Source organism: Streptomyces sp. CS113, assembly GCF_002188365.1.
Lineage (GTDB): Bacteria > Actinomycetota > Actinomycetes > Streptomycetales > Streptomycetaceae > Streptomyces > Streptomyces tendae.
This window is the reverse complement of the sequence record NZ_KZ195574.1, coordinates 8,257,314-8,272,479: the sequence shown is the minus strand read 5'-3', so window position 1 is coordinate 8,272,479 and position 15,166 is coordinate 8,257,314. Positions and strand designations below refer to the sequence as shown.

Annotated in this window: 13 protein-coding genes and 2 pseudogenes; 6 read left to right on the top strand and 9 right to left on the bottom strand. The window is 71.9% G+C overall.

Annotated elements, in window-relative coordinates:
* Positions 1-38: 38 nt before the first annotated feature.
* Positions 39-1,514, bottom strand: a complete 1,476-nt coding sequence (locus B9W62_RS37425) for a family 43 glycosylhydrolase (RefSeq protein ID WP_087811341.1) — start codon at positions 1,512-1,514, stop codon at positions 39-41.
* 216 nt (positions 1,515-1,730) lie between these two features.
* Between B9W62_RS37425 and B9W62_RS37420 the strand changes: the two genes are divergently transcribed.
* From B9W62_RS37420 to B9W62_RS37410, 3 genes are all read left to right on the top strand, one after another.
* Positions 1,731-3,218 (top strand): NCS1 family nucleobase:cation symporter-1, encoded by a 1,488-nt coding sequence (locus B9W62_RS37420; RefSeq protein WP_087811340.1) that lies wholly within the window; start codon positions 1,731-1,733, stop codon positions 3,216-3,218.
* Between the two features lie 89 nt (positions 3,219-3,307).
* Positions 3,308-4,033 (top strand): aspartate/glutamate racemase family protein, encoded by a 726-nt coding sequence (locus tag B9W62_RS37415; protein ID WP_087811339.1) that lies wholly within the window; start codon positions 3,308-3,310, stop codon positions 4,031-4,033.
* 138 nt (positions 4,034-4,171) lie between these two features.
* The gene (locus tag B9W62_RS37410) at positions 4,172-4,822 is read left to right on the top strand and encodes a GntR family transcriptional regulator (RefSeq protein WP_087811338.1); all 651 of its coding nucleotides are present in this window, start codon (positions 4,172-4,174) and stop codon (positions 4,820-4,822) included.
* A gap of 4 nt (positions 4,823-4,826) precedes the next feature.
* On the opposite strand, the gene B9W62_RS37405 is transcribed toward B9W62_RS37410, so the two are convergent.
* A complete protein-coding gene (locus B9W62_RS37405) occupies positions 4,827-5,606 on the bottom strand; it encodes an AraC family transcriptional regulator (RefSeq protein ID WP_087811337.1) in 780 nt (259 codons plus the stop codon).
* A gap of 93 nt (positions 5,607-5,699) precedes the next feature.
* Here B9W62_RS37405 and B9W62_RS37400 point away from each other — a divergent pair, with 93 nt between their 5' ends.
* The gene (locus B9W62_RS37400) at positions 5,700-6,506 is read left to right on the top strand and encodes a sulfite exporter TauE/SafE family protein (RefSeq protein WP_179235862.1); all 807 of its coding nucleotides are present in this window, start codon (positions 5,700-5,702) and stop codon (positions 6,504-6,506) included.
* 108 nt (positions 6,507-6,614) lie between these two features.
* Here the strand turns inward: B9W62_RS37400 and B9W62_RS37395 are convergent, their stop codons facing one another.
* Together B9W62_RS37395 and B9W62_RS41040 are read right to left on the bottom strand one after the other, a co-directional pair.
* Positions 6,615-7,172, bottom strand: coding sequence for a hypothetical protein (locus tag B9W62_RS37395; RefSeq protein WP_143665496.1), 558 nt, complete (start codon positions 7,170-7,172; stop codon positions 6,615-6,617).
* 100 nt (positions 7,173-7,272) lie between these two features.
* Positions 7,273-7,636: pseudogene (locus B9W62_RS41040) on the bottom strand (transposase); the annotation flags it as partial.
* A gap of 58 nt (positions 7,637-7,694) precedes the next feature.
* Here B9W62_RS41040 and B9W62_RS40525 point away from each other — a divergent pair.
* Positions 7,695-9,056: a hypothetical protein gene (locus B9W62_RS40525; RefSeq protein WP_218782000.1), complete on the top strand. Its 1,362-nt coding sequence runs from the start codon at positions 7,695-7,697 to the stop codon at positions 9,054-9,056.
* 159 nt (positions 9,057-9,215) lie between these two features.
* Here B9W62_RS40525 and B9W62_RS41035 read toward each other — a convergent pair.
* Both B9W62_RS41035 and B9W62_RS37375 read right to left on the bottom strand, forming a co-directional pair.
* Positions 9,216-9,434 (bottom strand): annotated as a pseudogene (locus tag B9W62_RS41035) (hypothetical protein); the annotation flags it as partial.
* 105 nt (positions 9,435-9,539) lie between these two features.
* On the bottom strand, positions 9,540-10,469 hold the full coding sequence (locus B9W62_RS37375; protein ID WP_087811334.1) for a GNAT family N-acetyltransferase: 930 nt from the start codon (positions 10,467-10,469) through the stop codon (positions 9,540-9,542).
* Positions 10,470-10,607: 138 nt separating this feature from the next.
* Between B9W62_RS37375 and B9W62_RS37370 the strand changes: the two genes are divergently transcribed.
* Positions 10,608-11,048 carry a hypothetical protein gene (locus tag B9W62_RS37370; RefSeq protein ID WP_087811333.1) on the top strand — a complete coding sequence of 147 codons (441 nt, stop codon included), beginning with the start codon at positions 10,608-10,610 and terminating at the stop codon, positions 11,046-11,048.
* 5 nt (positions 11,049-11,053) lie between these two features.
* Here B9W62_RS37370 and B9W62_RS37365 read toward each other — a convergent pair whose 3' ends face one another.
* Genes B9W62_RS37365 through B9W62_RS37355 form a run of 3 tightly spaced genes read right to left on the bottom strand, consistent with a single transcriptional unit; the run spans position 11,054 to position 15,155 of the window.
* Positions 11,054-12,997, bottom strand: a complete 1,944-nt coding sequence (locus tag B9W62_RS37365) for an amylo-alpha-1,6-glucosidase (protein WP_087811332.1) — start codon at positions 12,995-12,997, stop codon at positions 11,054-11,056.
* Positions 12,994-14,358 (bottom strand): MGH1-like glycoside hydrolase domain-containing protein, encoded by a 1,365-nt coding sequence (locus B9W62_RS37360; protein WP_087811331.1) that lies wholly within the window; start codon positions 14,356-14,358, stop codon positions 12,994-12,996. Before B9W62_RS37360 ends, B9W62_RS37365 begins: the two co-directional genes overlap by 4 nt.
* Complete coding sequence (locus tag B9W62_RS37355) at positions 14,355-15,155, bottom strand: sugar phosphate isomerase/epimerase family protein (protein ID WP_087811330.1); 801 nt, start codon at positions 15,153-15,155, stop codon at positions 14,355-14,357. The genes B9W62_RS37360 and B9W62_RS37355 overlap by 4 nt, the downstream gene beginning before the upstream one ends.
* Positions 15,156-15,166: the final 11 nt, after the last annotated feature.

The window sequence follows — 15,166 nt, the reverse complement described above, 5'->3', positions numbered from 1 at the left end:
CCGGGGACCGGCGGCCGGGACCGGGTCGTTCGTGCGGGTCAGTCCGTGTAGACCTCGGCCCGGTCGACGCTCACGAAGGACGCCCCGGACTGGGAGTTGTGCTCGCCCGTGACCCGGATCCGCAGGGTGTGGCTGCCGTTCGCCAGCCGCGGGCTCACGTACTGCACCGCCTCACCGACGCGGATCGCGCCGTGGAAGTCCACCCGCTGCTCGGGCCCGCCGTCGATGCTGACGCCCGCGTAGCCGTTGCCGGTGTCCTTGACGGAGAGCAGGGCGATCCGGGTGCCCGTGAAGGAGAAGGTGGCCGTGGCACCGGCCCGGTCGCTCCAGTGGTCGTCGCTCCAGAAGCACTGCGTGGCGCAGCCGGTGCCGGAGTTCCAGGCACCGGTGTAGGTGACGCGGCCGGGGCCGCTGGAACGGCCGTCGTCGTTGATCCAGTAGTTGCCCGAGCCGGGATCGCCGGAGGGCAGGTCCTGGGTGGCGCCCATCGCGAGCGGGCGGCCGAAGTCCGGGGTGCCGTCGGCCCGCCAGGTGAACTTCTGCGCCCGCGTCGTGCGGTTGGTGTAGGTGTTCACCGAGGTGGTCTTGGCGTGGTAGACGATCCAGTCCTCGGTCCCGTCGGGCGACGTGAAGAAGGCGTGGTGGCCCGGTCCGAAGACACCCCGGTCGTCGGCCCGGGAGAACACCGCGCCCTGGTGCTGGTGCCAGTTGCCCGGCACCAGCGGATCGGCGTCCAGCGGCATCGACATCATCCAGACCTGGTAGTCCGGTTTGCCGGTGTCGCAGGTGGAGTACGTCATCCAGACCCGGCCGCCTCGGTAGAGGAACTCGGGCCCCTCGCGCACCTCGGGGCAGCCGCCCGCCGCGTCGATCGCGACCGCGTTCCCGGAGACGGTGTACGGGTTGGACATCGGGGCGATGTTGATCCCGTTGTGCTGGTACTGGTTGATGCCGCTGTAGGCGAGGTAGAGCCGGCCCCCGAGCTGGAGGATGCCCGCGTCGATGGCGAAGTCGTCGGCGTGGTTGGGCGGGGCGAGCTTGGCCTTGAAGTGGTACGGGCCGGCCGGGTCGTCGCGCTCCGACTCCAGGACGTACAGCCGGTGGTGGTCGTCGACGCCGTCGTCGGCCGTGTAGTAGAGGTACCAGCGGTCGCCGAAGCGGTAGAACTCCGGGGCCCAGATGTTGCGGTTGCGGGACGGGTCGGTGTCGGTCCACACCGTGACCGGGTCCGCGGCCGCGAGGGTCCCCAGGGACGGGGAGCGCCACATCCGGATGCTGCCGCCCTGGGTGGTGGTGAGGTAGTAGGCGCCCTTCCAGTGCGTCATGAAGGGGTCGGGCCCGCTGTTGAGCGGGTTGCGGAAGGCGCCGGCCGCCAAGGTGTGGGCGCGGGGCTCGGCCGCCGCCGCGGCGGTGGGTCCGGTGAGCCCGGGCAGCAGGCCCACGACCAGTCCCAGGAGGGCGGCGAGGAGCGGACCGAGGCGGGCGCGGGGACGGTGTGCGGGACTGGGAAGCACGTGGGGGTCCTTTCCCGGGGCCTTTACATCGATGTAATGACGGGGCGTCAGGGTAGGGACGGCTCAGGGGACTGTCAACAGGGCCAAAAATGGTATTCCATTTACGGCAGACCTCTTGACGGTGCGGTTTGGCGAAAACTACGTTCTGTTCACCGGAAAGCAGCTTCCGCTTTGTGAAACTCTCCAACTCCCCGCACCTGATCCCAGGAGTCCCGTATGACTGCCCTGGAAGACCGCCGCTCGTCCGACCGGACCGGCGACACCGCCACCAGTTCCGGCCTCTACACGTACGACCTCGCCCCGACGAAGCGGGAAGGGCGCCGCTGGGGCGCCTACAACGTCTTCACACTCTGGGCCAACGACGTGCACAGCCTGGGCAATTACGCCTTCGCCATCGGGCTGTTCGCCCTCGGCCTGAACGTGTGGGGCATCCTCGCGGCCTTCGCGCTCGCCTCGGTCCTGCTCTTCCTGCTGCTCACGCTCTCCGGGTTCATGGGCCACAAGACCGGCGTCCCGTTCCCCGTCATGAGCCGCATCGCCTTCGGCATCAAGGGGGCCAAGATTCCGGCCGCCGTCCGCGGCGCCGTGGCCATCGCCTGGTTTGGTATCCAGACCTATCTGGCGTCCGCCGTGCTGAGCACCCTGCTGGTGGCCATGTTCCCCTCCCTGGCCTCCCTGGACACGGACTCCCTGCTCGGCCAGTCCACGCTCGGCTGGATCACCTTCCTGGTGCTGTGGGCCCTCCAGGTGCTCATCGTCAGCTACGGGATGCAGATGATCCGCCGGTACATGGCCTTCGCCGCGCCCACCACCCTGCTGACCATGTGCGCCCTCGCGGTGTGGATGTTCGTCCGGGCCGACGGGTCGGTCTCCGTGTCCGTCGACGATCCGCTCACCGGCGGCGCGATGTGGCTCCAGGTGCTCCAGGCCGCCGCCCTGTGGGTGGTGATCTACGGGACGTTCGTGCTCAACTTCTGCGACTTCACCCGGTCCGCGCGCAGTCGCGGCTCCATCGTCCGGGGCAACGTGATCGGCATCCCGGTGAACATGCTCTTCTTCGCCGTCATCGTGGCGGTGCTCAGCGGAGCGCAGTTCACCCTGGACGGGCGTGTGATCACCAGTCCGACGGACATCGTCCGGACGGTCCCCAACATGTTCCTGCTGGCCGTCGCCTCGCTGTGCCTCATCGCCCTCACGGTGGCGGTGAACCTGCTGGCCAACTTCGTGGCGCCGATCTACGCCCTGGTCAACCTCTTCCCGCACCGGCTGGACTTCCGCCGCGCGGGCCTGGTGAGCGCCGTCCTCGGCCTGGTGATCACGCCCTGGAACCTCTACAACAGCCCGGTCGTCGTGAACTACTTCCTCGGCGGGCTCGGCGCGCTCCTCGGCCCCCTGTTCGGCGTGATCATGGCGGACTACTGGCTGCTGCGCAGGTCGCGCGTGAACGTACCGGCCCTGTACACCGAGGACGCGGGCGCCGAGTACCACTACCGGCGCGGCTACAACCCGCGCGCCGTCGCCGCCTTCGTCCCCAGCGCCGCGATCGCCGTCGTCGTCGCCCTCGTCCCCTTCTTCCACGCGGCGGCCGGGTTCTCCTGGTTCGTCGGAGCGATCATCGCCGCCGTGCTGTACGCGCTGATCGCCGACCGTGCCTCCGTCTTCCGTGACGTGGACGGCGAGGCCATCGCCGTCGCCGCGGAATAGCCCCGCACCGCCCCTCCCCCGCGCCCCCGCGCCCCTCGCCCCGCCCCGTCGCGGGTCAGCCCGTCCGAGCAGAAGGCCCAGGCCCACCCATGCGCATCCTCGTGGTCAACGTCAACACCACGCAGTCCATCACCGACGCGATCGGCAAGCAGGCGGCCGGCGCCGCCTCTCCGGGCACCGAGATCGTGCCGCTGACACCGGCCTTCGGCGCGGAGTCCGTGGAGGGCAACTACGAGAGCTACCTCGCCGCCGTCGCCGTGATGGAGGCGGTGCGGGCCCATGCGGAGCCGTACGACGCGGTGATCCAGGCCGGTTACGGCGAGCACGGCCGGGAGGGGCTCCAGGAGTTGCTGGACGTACCCGTCGTCGACATCACCGAGGCGGCGGCGAGCACCGCGCAGTACCTGGGCCGCAGCTACTCCGTCGTCACGACCCTCGACCGCACGGTCCCCCTGATCGAGGAGCGGCTGGCAGTGGCCGGACTGAGCGCCAGGTGCGCCTCGGTGCGGGCCAGCGGGCTCGCCGTGCTGGAGCTGGAGCGGGACGAGCAGGCCGCCGTGGACGCCATCACCGAGCAGGCCGCCCGCGCCGTCGAGGACGACCGGGCCGAGGTGATCTGCCTGGGCTGCGGAGGCATGGCGGGCCTCGCCGAACGCGTGGTGGAACGTACCGGTGTCCCCGTGGTCGACGGGGTCGCCGCCGCCGTGACGGTCGCCGAGTCCCTGGTCCGGCTCGGTCTGTCCACGTCCAAGGTGCGCACCTACGCCCGGCCGCGTCCCAAGCGGATCGTCAACTGGCCCCCGCGGGTGGGCTGACCGCTCCTCGCTGCCTCCCGCCCGGGCCTCCCGCCCGGGCCGCCCGCCGGCCCCGGGGTATCCTGACGGGCCGCCCGATCGCCGCTCCGCACGGCGCGGTCGGCGGGCCGGGAACGGGATGACAGACGAAGGACGGCGATGACTGCGTCAGGGGGCTTCACGCCCGAGTCCGAGCGGGTCACGCGGCGGTTGCGCGACGAGATCATCGACGGTGTGCGGGCCCCGGGCAGCCGCCTGGTCGAGCGGGAGCTGGCCGAGTCCCTCGGGGTCAGCCGGCTCCCGGTCCGCGAGGCCCTCAAGACCCTGGTGGCGGAGGGGCTGGTGACGCCGCGGCCACGGAGCTGGGCGGTGGTGCGGGAGTTCACCACGAGCGACATCGCCGACCTGGACGAGGTCCGCTCGGGCCTGGAGACCCTGGGTTTCCGGCTCGCCGCCCAGCGGCACACACGGGAGGGGCTGGAGCGGCTGCGCGCGACGGTGGACGCCGAACTCGACGCGGCGCGCGCCGACGACGCCGTGCGGGCCCGCCGGGCGGCCGCCGACTTCCACGAGACCGTCGTCTCCCTGGCCGCCAACGAACTGCTCAACGAGCTGGAGCGGGTGCTGCGCAGCCGGTTGCGCTGGCTCCTTGGCCAGCACGACGACCTGATGGCTGTGGCCCTGGAACACGACGCCCTCTACCGGGCCATCGCGGCCCGCGACGTGGACCGCGTCCAGGAGCTGGTCCTGCACCATCTGTCGACGAGCCGCAGCGCGGCCCTGGGCCACCTGGCTCAGGAGCGCTCCTGAGCCCTCAGCCGGGCCGCCCCCGGTGGCCCCGGGTGAACCGGGACGGCGGGATGCCGAAGGTGCGGGTGAAGGCGGCGGTGAACGCGGCCGGGGAGGCGTAGCCGAGCCGGCCGCCGACCTCGCTGACCGAACCGGACCGCAGCAGCGGCACGGCCGCCAGCAGCCGGGCGCGGCCCCGCCAGACGGCGGGACTGTCGCCCGTCTCGGCACGGAAGCGCCGGGTGAAGGCGCGTTCGCTCATGTTCGTCCGTACCGCCCACACGGCGTTGGTGACCCCGGTGTCCGGTGCGGCCAGATACTCCCGGCACAGCGCCGCCAGGTCGGCACCGGCGGGGATGCGGACGTGGAACGGGAGCGGGGCGCGCGCCGCGATCTCGTGCAGGAGGAGGTCGGCGACGCTGCCGTCGCGCCCGGACAGGCTGTAGTCGGGCTCGAACTCGACGGCGGCCAAGAGCAGTTCGCGCAGCAGCGGCGGCACGTCCACGACCGTGCAGGTGCCGGGCCACCACGGGACGGCGTCCGGCTCGATGTACAGGCTGCGGGTGCTCACGCCCAGCATCCGCACCCGGTGCCGGGTGGCGGCCGGGATCAGCACGGCGCGCTCGGGCGGCACCGTCCAGGTGCCGTCGTCGGTGTCGACGACCATGACGCCGGTCGCGCCGTACAAGAACTGCGCGCGCCGGTGCTCGTGCCAGTCCAGGACGTGTCCGGGCGGGTAGTCGGTGCCGATCGGCAGCACGGCCCGGTCCACATGGTCGACGTCGGCCAGAGGGACGTTCTTCACCCGGTCACCTTACGACTGCCCTGGCCGAGTCGCGAAGGAATGGTGCCGGGTATCGGATGCGGGCAGCGTCGCCGAGCTGGTGGAGTGGCCTGCGTGGACGTTGTGGCTCTGCTCGGAATCGGGCTCCTGACCGGTGTGACCACGGTGCTGTTCGGCTTCGGCGGCGGTTTCGTCGCCGTCCCGGTCGTGGTGTGGACGGACTCCGCCCTCGGCGCGGACGCGATACGGGTGGCGACGGCCACCTCGGCCCTGGTGATGGTGGTGAACGCGGCGTTCGCCACCGCGGTCACACCGCGCCGGGTGCTGGCCGCACTCCGCGGGGGCGGTCCGCTGCTCGTCCTGCTGGGCGTCGGCGCCGCGGCCGGGGCGTTCGCCGCGCGCCACGCCCCGGCGGGGCTGATCCGCTGGGCGTTCGTCGCGTACGTCGCCCTCACCGTCGTGGACCTGCTGCTGCGCCCCGGCTTCCTGCGCCCGCACACCCCGGCCGGGGTGGCCGCCGGCACGCCGCGTCCGCTGCCGGCGGCGATCGGCGCACCGGTCGGCGCGGTGGCGGCCTTCCTCGGGGTGGGGGGCAGCGTCATGACCGTCCCCGCGATGCGGCGGGCCGGGCACACGATGCACGTGGCGACCGCGCTGGCCAACCCGCTGACCCTGGCGATCGCGCTCCCGGCCGCAGCCGTCTTCCTGAGCGGCTCCGCGGACCCCGCCGGCGCCCACCCGCACCTGGCCCTGATCGGTCTCGTCGACCTCCGCGCGGCCGGCGCGCTGCTCCTGGGCGCCCTGCCCGTGATCGCGGTACTGCGCCGCCGCCCGCCACACATCCCGGACCGCCTCTACGCCTGGACGTACGTGGCACTGCTCGCCGCGGTGGCGGTCGCCATGGTGCTGTTTCCGGACTAAGAGGTCGTTTTCTCCTGGACTGTTCATGTATCCGGTGATTTTCAGAACGCCGGGTCGTGGTGCTCGTGCTGCTGGAGATGCGGGTTGGTTCTTGCAGGTCAGGCGGGGTTACAAGTGAGGCGGGAAGTGGCTTGTGCCTGTCTCGTGCGAGGACGCCCGGCCTTCGCTGAGGCGTGCTTCCCTTGCTGTCGCTGTACGCCTGGGCGCACTCATTCCGCGGCGGTACGCCCGAAGCATGCCGACGCGACGTCCGAATCCGAGTGATTTCTTGCGTGCCCGACGCGCACGCCACAGCACCACAGTCCCAGGTTCAGAGCGCATGTGCGGCGGCACGAGTCGCGCGGGCACGTTGAAGAGGATGATGCTGATCTCGCAGGCCATGCATGCCAGCACGATGAGCACCGCCATCAGGACGACAGCCGCTTGGCCACCGGTCATCTCAGCGTCCAGCAGTCCCAAGAAGACAAGAGGAGTGATGGCCCAGAGCGAGGTGGCGGTGACACCCACCGAGCGGACCTCGCCTCTTCTGACCTCCTGGCCGAACGGCAGGACAGTGAACGAAGCCAAGAAGAAGTCCACCAGGGTCGCGTTGCGCCAGAGTTGAGCTGCCTTCCACGTCATGAAGGCAGCCCCTGTCATCCACACGAGCCCGATCACATAGGCCACGCCGCATCCCCCGCCGCTCATCGACCGTCCTCGCGATCTCTTACGGTACGCCGCCTTACGTTCCATGGCTCCAGATCGGTTTGACGAGCACGCTCACGACTCATCGGGCCGCCCGGAGGCGCCTCCAGCAGATGAGCACACATCCGAGGGTCAGGAATGCCTGGTGGATGTCCTCGCGCAGCTCCCAGCGGATCCGCAGCCGGCGGAACCAGCGCAGGGGGCGAACGCGCTTTCAACGACCCAGCGTTGAGCGCCGAGTCCCCAGCCGTGCTCGGTGCCACGGCGCGCGATCTGCGGCTTCACGCCGAGGCCCCGGACCAGACGGCGGCACTTGTCGTGGTCGTAGCCGCGATCGCCCAGCAAGCGTTGCGGTTGCCGCCGGTGAGGGTTGCGGCGAGCGGGATGCCGGTGGCGTCGGTGATCAGGCGATACTTACTGACCGCTCTGACCCGATTTGCGGGGCTTAGTCACTTCAAGGACCGGTGGCAGGCGGGCATGCAACGGTCCGACTAGGTTGAGCGCATGACAAGCCTCGATCACCCCCAGCTGTCCGGGCTGGGGCGGAACGCAGCAGCGCCTCAAGACGTCCTGATACGCCTGGCCCCACACCAGGCCGGCCGACACGGGATATCGCTGCGTCGCGGGCGGCTGGAGGACGCTGTCGTCGAGGCTCTGCTCACACACGGCGACGACTGGACCGCAGTGGGCCTTCACGGGGGCCGGATTTCCCCGGAGATGCGCCGAAGGATCGCCGAGCATGCCGATCCGGCGATCCGTGACGCTTACACAGACTTTGTTCGCGACATGGTGGAGCGCAAAGTGCCGATCGGTATCGATGATCTGGAGGAAGCCTACGGCCGGCCTCGGACGGCACTCGTCGGGGCACCGAGTCCGAGCCTGCGCGCCGCGGTGGCGCGAGCCTGGGACGACCGGCCTCTCGCCGTGACCGTGGAACTACTCGCCGACCCGGATCCGCAGGTCCGTGCAGCCGCCACCGAGCGCAGGCAACCGGGTGTCCCGCCTGAGTGGAGGGAGCGTTGCCTGGCCGACGCTGCTGTGCGCGTCAACGTGGCGCGCTACGTCCCGCTCACCTCGGAGCAGTTTGCGCAGCTCATCCGGAGCGAGGAAGAGGAGGTCCATCAGGCTGTCGCCCGGAACCCTCATCTATCGGCAGAGATGGTTGCCCGGCTACTGGACATCGCCGACCCGCTCGTGCGGGTGGCGGTGGCGCAGAGTCGCCATGTAGACGCCGAAACCCGGGACCGACTGTATGCGCTCGTGGAAGCCGAACGCGCGGGCGGAAGCTTCGAGGCCGAGGTGGCTCTGAACTGGAACTTTGGCGAACCGGAATGGCTGCGCGAAGCGCCCCTCGACGAGCGGATGACCTACCTGGACTGCCAGTACACGGCATTCAGGCGCGTACTGGCCTCCTGCCATGATTTACCCGAAGAGGCATGGCGTCGGCTGGACAACGACCCGGAACTCGCGGTCCGTCGTGCTGCCGCCCGCCGGCCGACCACACCACCGGAGGTTCTGGAAGGGCTGGTACGCGCGCACGGCGACGTATTCCACATCCGACCGCTACTCGTCGAACACCCCAACTTCCCCCGTCACATGCTGCGCACGTTCGTTGACGAACCAAGCCCGAACGTGCGCTACCTCGCCCTGCAAGACCCAGAACTACCTGTACCAGAACTTCAGCAACTCGCCGCCGCTGCCGAGTCCTTCCTGCGCCGCGGGGTCGCCCGTCACCCCAACATCACGGACGCGATGCTGGAACATCTGCTCTCTGACCCAGACCCCCAGGTAGTCGACGATGCCGCTGCCAACCCCGCGCTGCGGCCGACCCAGATGTACCGGATGCTCACCGCTGCCGGCTTGTGACTCCACGATAGGGTTGATCCGGCGTCCGGTGCTGTCGACCTCCTTGATGTAGACGTGCTGAGAGCCGTGATCCAGGCGGCACCGCGCTGTCGCCACGCGGTACGACAAGCTCGCGGTCCGCTACGAAGCGACTGTCCTCATCGCTGCCATCAACGAGCGGCAGGCCACGTGCTCGCTTCGCCGCGGCGCCAGCCGAAGCACACCATCCGTGCCGACCACGAAGGTGAACGGCTCGGTCAGCTCTGCCGCCGATCGCTCAGCGATCCAGCCGTCGAAGTCAGCCGCCGAGCTGATCCGGCACCCGCCGCTGCCAGACCGGGCCGCAGCCTTCAGCTCCACCGGTCCCACATATCGGTAACGCCGCCCCCGCACAATCACATCAGCCACCTAAAGCACTTCCGACACACGCCCTAGACCAAGCAGAGGATGCGCTCCCACTCGGCGTGACTCGCCGAAGGCCGGTCCAAGGGCTCTGAGGCACCGTCAGGCGATCACGGCCTCCCAGGTGTCGACCGCGAAGTGGACGGTCATGCCGTTGCGGCCGTACAGCCGCGGGGCGCCCGTCGCGTTCGCGGTGTCGACGCCGAGGCCCACCGTGTCCCGGCCCCGCGCGGCGAACCGGGCGAAGGCGTGCCGCAGGAGGAAGCCGCCCAGGCCGCGGCCGCGGGCCTCGCGCAGTACGCCGATGCTCCGGATCCAGCCCATGGCCTCGCGGTCGTCCCGGGCGAGCAGGAAACCGGCGTCGCCCAGGTCGTCGGTCTCGGCGATCCACACCAGGGACCAGTCGAGGCCCGCGGCGTCGATGTCGTCCAGCCACAGCCGGTAGGGGCGCGGCTGGAAGTCGAAGTGCTGGGCGAACGACCGCTGGTACAGCTCGTGCACCCGGACGCGGTCCGCCTCCGTGGCGCAGGCCCGCAGCCGCACGCCCGCCGGGGCCTCGGGCGGGAGGTCGGCGGCCGGGTCCAGCGTGCGGCGCAGTACGTGGTGGGTACGCACGACGCTCCAGCCGCGCTCGGCGAGGAGCGCGGTGTCGGTCGTGGGCCGGCTGTTGAGGTGCAGGTGCACCACGGCGCGCTCCGCGCCGTTGGCCCGTGCCTGGGCCAGGGCGCGGGTCTCCATGGCGATCAGCATGCGCAGCCCGGTCCGCTGGTGGTCGGGCAGCACGTAGTGGTCGATGTCGATCCGCTCCCCGCCGGACTCGTCCCACAGCAGCCCGTACGCCACGGGTCGGCCGGCGTCGAGGGCGAGCCACGAGTCCTGGGTGAGGTCCGTCTGCTGGTGCTTCAGGTCGGCTTCGACGGTGTGCTGGTCGGTCTCGGGGCGGCCGATCTCGATCCGGTCTATCTCGTTGAGGAGGGCGGTGATGGCGGGGGCGTCGGCGAGGGTGGCCGGTCGCAGGTCGGCAGGGGGCATGAGGAGCAGAGTCGGGCACCCGGCGGGTGACCGCAACGGATTTTCCGCCGGAGGCGACGGGATGACGTACGACGGCGAACCGGGGGCATACGGGTGAACGAGAGGCCCTCTCCCCCGCCGACCCACGGGAGTCCCCCTGTGACGCCGAGCCTGCGCACCGCCCGCGCCTGCCGTGCCGCCGCCGCGCTCCTTGTCGCCGCCGCCGGGTACGCGGCCACGCGCCACTCCTGGCTCGCCCTGCCCGGCCTGTACGTCGCCGCGGTGTTCGCCTGGTGCGCCGCCCGTGAGGGCGCGGAGCACCGGCGCCGGGTCGCGCTGGCCCGGCGGGCCGAACTGCTGGCCCGGCCCGGCCAGGCGGATCCGTTCGCGCACGGGCTGGAGCCCTGCTGCGCGTTCTGGCGGCACTCCGACGGTGTCGTGCACGGACCGGAGTGCGGCCGTCCCACGGCGGCCCGCGTCCCGCTCCCCGAGGACTGCTGCGAACGCTGGTGGACCTCGCTCGGCGCGCGGCACGATGCGGGCTGCCGCCGCCGCACCGGGGCCCCGGGCCGGGGCCGCGCCCGGCCGGCGCCGCAGTAGCGCGGTCAGGAACCGAGCGGCTCCGGCCCCAGCGCCGTGCGCAGGGCCAGCGGGGTGGCGGCGGCCCAGGCCTGCGGCGAGCAGGAGTGGGGGTAGGGAACCGGTGCCGCGGTCGCCGCACGGTCGTATCCGGCGAGGACCTCGGGCAGCCGGTGGCCGTGGTGGGCCGCCGCCGCGACGAGTCCCTCGGCGACGGTACGCACCTCCGCCGCGAGTCCCTGCCGGGCCAGGCCCAGGACGACAACCGCGTTGTCGTGCGGCCAGGCACTGCCCCGGTGGTAGGACAGCGGGTGGTACGGCCGCTGCCCCGCGGCGAGGGTGCGGATCGCCCAGCCGGAGAAGAAGTCCGGCTCGAGGAGTCGCCGGCCCACCCGGCGGGAGCGCTCCGGGTCGAGGATGCCCGACCACAGCAGGTGCCCGGCGTCCGAGGCCAGCGCGTCGACCTGGCGGCCGTCGCCGTCCAGCGCCAGGGCGGGGAAGTCCGCGTCGGGCATCCAGAAGTCCGCGGTGAAGCGGTCCCGCAGCCGGGCGGCGCCCTCGCGCAGCCGGCGGGCGTACGCCTCGTCCCGCCATACGACGTCGGCGAGTTCGGCCGTGCGCAGGAGTGCGTCGTAGGCGTACCCCTGCGCCTCGCAGACGGCGACGGGTCCCTCGGCCTGGGTTCCGTCGCGGAAGCAGACGGCGCCGGCGGAGTCCTTCCAGTTCTGGTTGACCAGTCCGCCCGGGTCGGGGTCGTACACGAGGTAGCCGTGCTGTTCCAGGCCGCCGTCGGTGAGCATCCAGTCCACGGCCCGCCGGGCGTGCCGTTCCAGGCGCTTGGCCAGGCTCGGGTCGCCGGTCGCCTCGTGGTGGGCGTGGAGCAGGACGAGGAAGAGCGGGGTGGCGTCGACGGCGCCGTAGTATCGGCCGTACGGGACCTGCCGGAAGTGGGCGAGTTCGCCGTGCCGGGTCTCGTGGACGATGCGGCCGGGCTGCTCGCCGCTGAACGGGTCGTGCCGCCGGCCCTGGGTGGCGGCGAGCGCGCTGAGGACGGCGGCGGCCGTCGCGGGCCGGTACGGCAGCAGGAAGTAGGCGGTGAGCAGCGAGTCGCGGCCGAACAGGGTGAGGAACCACGGGATCCCGGCGGCCGGGACGCGCACGTCCTCGCCGTCGACGCCGGGGACCGGGATGGTCAGCAGGTCGATGTCGGCGAGACCGCGTTCGCAGGTGCGGGTCAGGTCGTCCGTCGCGCCGCCTGCCCGCTCAGGGTGTCGTACGGGGGCGGGGGCGGGGGCGGGAGCGGTCACGGGTGGCAGGGTGCGTCCGTGCGGGTGGGCGCGGACGGTCAGCCGCAGGTCGGCCCGTCCGTGCGCGTCGAGGGGCAGGTGCCAGGTGAGGGTCCGGGCGGTGTCGCCCTCCCGGGCCGGTGCGGGGGCCACCGCGTCCGGGGCGGGATCGCAGCTGATGTCCGTCCGGGCGTGCCAGTCTGCTCGCCGGTAGCCGAAGAGCACTCCGTCGGCGGTGTCGCGGCTCTCGTACTCCGCGCCGGGCTTGGCGTAGTGCCGGTCGTCGGCGCGGAGTTCGAAGAGGTCGGCGAAGTCCGCGCCGACGGTGAGGTCGAGGCGGGCCGTCAGGGCGTCGGGGCGGTTGCTGACCAGGCTCAGGTGTTCGGTGAACGTGCCGGCGGTGACGCTCTGCCGTCGGAAGACGGTGTACGCGGGCGGGTTGTCCCGGGTGCCCTCGGGAGTCAGTACGCCGGCGGCCGTGTCGTCGGTCTCCGGCGTGGCGGGCACCAGCGCGGTGGGGGCGGTGCCGTCGACGGCGAGGTGCCAGCGGCTGAGGTGCCGGGCGTCCTGGAAGAACAGCCCGTCGGGTGCCGATCCGCGGGTGCCGCTGATCTCCCCGTCGGCGTGCAGGCGGACGAAGGTGGCGTCGCGCACCAGTTGGACGCGGGGGTCGGCCGCGGTCATGATCCGGCCTCCTTCGGGTCGGTGCTCAGCAGGTCGAGCGTGAGGGCCGCGGTCCAGGAGAAGTGCCGGGTGCCGCAGGCCGCGCCGGTGGCGGGGTCGACGTACTCGGCGAACCCGGAGCGTCCCGCCTCGGTGAGGAAGCCGGTGCGCAGGCGCTCGGCGTCCGTCTGGAAGCCGTGGGTGCGCAGGCCCCGCTCGATCAGCCAGGCGGTGTTGAACCAGGCCGGTCCGCGCCAGTACCGGGTGGGGTCGAAGGCGTGGCCCTTCAGGTCGTAGCTCGGGACCAGCTGCGTGGCCGGGGCGCTGAAGCGCGCTCCGGTGAGCGTGGTGTGCAGGCGCCGGACGATGTGCTCGGGCAACTGCGGGACCAGCAGCGGGATCAGACCGCTGACCGTCCGCTCGTCGACCGGTGCGCCGGTGTGCAGGTCGCGCACGCGGAACAGGCCGGCCTCCTCGTCCCAGAGCCGGTCCACCAGCGCCCGGGTCAGCCCGGCGGCCCGTTCGGTGTGCCGCTGCCCCGGCAGCCCCAGTTCGCGTGCCATGGCGGCCAGGGCGAGTTCGCTCACGATCAGCAGCGCGTTGAAGGCCGGATCCTCGACCGCGAACCGGTGCCGTACGACGCGGTCGTCGTAGCCGGCCTCCCGGTACTCGGTGGCCAGCCGGACGTACCGGCCGTAGTCGAGGTCGGTGGGCCGGTCGGCGGGGTGGCCGTGGTCGAGGTCGGCGCGCCGGAAGGTGTCGGGCGGGCTGGGTTCGACCCGCTTCAGGGCCCGGTCCCAGCTGGGGCTGTTGTCCATGCCGGGTTCCCACGGGTGGACGACGGCCGCGAGGCCGCCCCCGCCGAGGTCGCGGCGGCCGAGCAGGTAGTCGTGCCAGGCGGCGAGCCTAGGGTGGACGCGGGCGAGGAAGCCGCGGCGCCGGGACTCGGCCGGGTCGGCCCGGTGGACCAGCCAGGCGGCCAGGGCGTGCACGGGCGGCTGGACGATGCCCGAGGTCTCCACGGACGAGGGGGCGCCTGCCGCCCGGCCCGCGGTGGAGGACTGCCAGAAGTCGGGGCTCGGGAAGTAGGCGTCGTGCGGCAGGGCGGGGTTGAAGACGATGTGGGGCACGCGTCCGTCGGCCCACTGCGCGGCCAGCAGGGACTCCAGTTCCCGCTGGGCGCGGCGCACCGAGAGGTGGCGCAGTCCGATGGCGACGAAGGCGGAGTCCCAGCTCCACTGGTGCGGGTAGAGGGTGCGGGAGGGGACGGTGGAGGCGCCGGTCCAGTTGTCGATGAGGACCCGCGCCGCACCGCGCCGCAGGGTCAGGTCCGCGGGCGCGGTGGGCGCGGGCCGGTCCAGGAGGTCCAGGGGGGAGTTCACGCGCCCGACCTCTTGAGGAAGGCGGGGACGGAGCGCACGGCCTGGACGGGATCGCCGGTGAGCCGGCATTCGAGGGCGAGGTGGCCGTCGTAGCCGACGGTGTGCAGGGCGCCGAGCCAGGCGGGCCAGTCGAGGTGGCCGGCGCCGGGCTGGAAGCGGTTGGAGTCGGAGACCTGGGCGTGGCCGATGACGTCGGCGTGGGCGACGATGGCGGCCGCGGGGTCGGTCTCCTCGATGTTCATGTGGTAGCTGTCGATGCCGATCCGGACCGAGTCGAGGCCGACGGCGCGGATCAGGTCGGCGGCCTGGTCGAGCCGGTTGACCATGTGGTCCTCGTAGCGGTTGAGCGGCTCCAGGAAGAGCGTGACGCCCTCGCGGCGGGCGTGCTCCCCGAGTTCGGTGAGCCCGGCGAGGAGCACCTCGCGGTCCTCCTCCTCGGTGCGCGGCGGTGTGAAGGGCGGCAGGCGCCGGGAGAACATGCCGTACGAGGCGGGGGTCTGGGCGCCCGCGCCGCCGATCTCGGCGATCACGGTGAGCTGGGACTTCATCTGGGCGACGGCGTCGCGGCGCAGCTCCTCGTCGAAGGCGCCGAGGAAGTGCAGCATGTCGACGCAGACGGTGGGCATCACGACGCCGTCCTTGCGCGCCTGCCGCAGTTCCTCGCGCCGGGCGGCGAAGTGGAAGTCGCCCTTGCCGCGCAGTTCGATCGCGTCGTAGCCGGCCTGCTGGGCGAAGTCCCACTTGGCTTGCAGCGTGTCTCCGGGCAGGAGCTGTTCCTGGACGGCGGTCTTGAGCATGGGGGTGCCTC

What these genes read in the sequence shown, in the direction of transcription:
- B9W62_RS37420 (WP_087811340.1), top strand. Translation starts at nt 1,731, where the DNA reads ATGACTGCCCTGGAAGACCGCCGCTCGTCCGACCGGACCGGCGACACC.
- B9W62_RS37415 (WP_087811339.1), top strand. Translation starts at nt 3,308, where the DNA reads ATGCGCATCCTCGTGGTCAACGTCAACACCACGCAGTCCATCACCGAC.
- B9W62_RS37410 (WP_087811338.1), top strand. Translation starts at nt 4,172, where the DNA reads ATGACTGCGTCAGGGGGCTTCACGCCCGAGTCCGAGCGGGTCACGCGG.
- B9W62_RS40525 (WP_218782000.1), top strand. Translation starts at nt 7,695, where the DNA reads ATGACAAGCCTCGATCACCCCCAGCTGTCCGGGCTGGGGCGGAACGCA.
- B9W62_RS37375 (WP_087811334.1), bottom strand. Translation starts at nt 10,469, where the DNA reads ATGCCCCCTGCCGACCTGCGACCGGCCACCCTCGCCGACGCCCCCGCC.
- B9W62_RS37365 (WP_087811332.1), bottom strand. Translation starts at nt 12,997, where the DNA reads ATGACCGCGGCCGACCCCCGCGTCCAACTGGTGCGCGACGCCACCTTC.
- B9W62_RS37355 (WP_087811330.1), bottom strand. Translation starts at nt 15,155, where the DNA reads ATGCTCAAGACCGCCGTCCAGGAACAGCTCCTGCCCGGAGACACGCTG.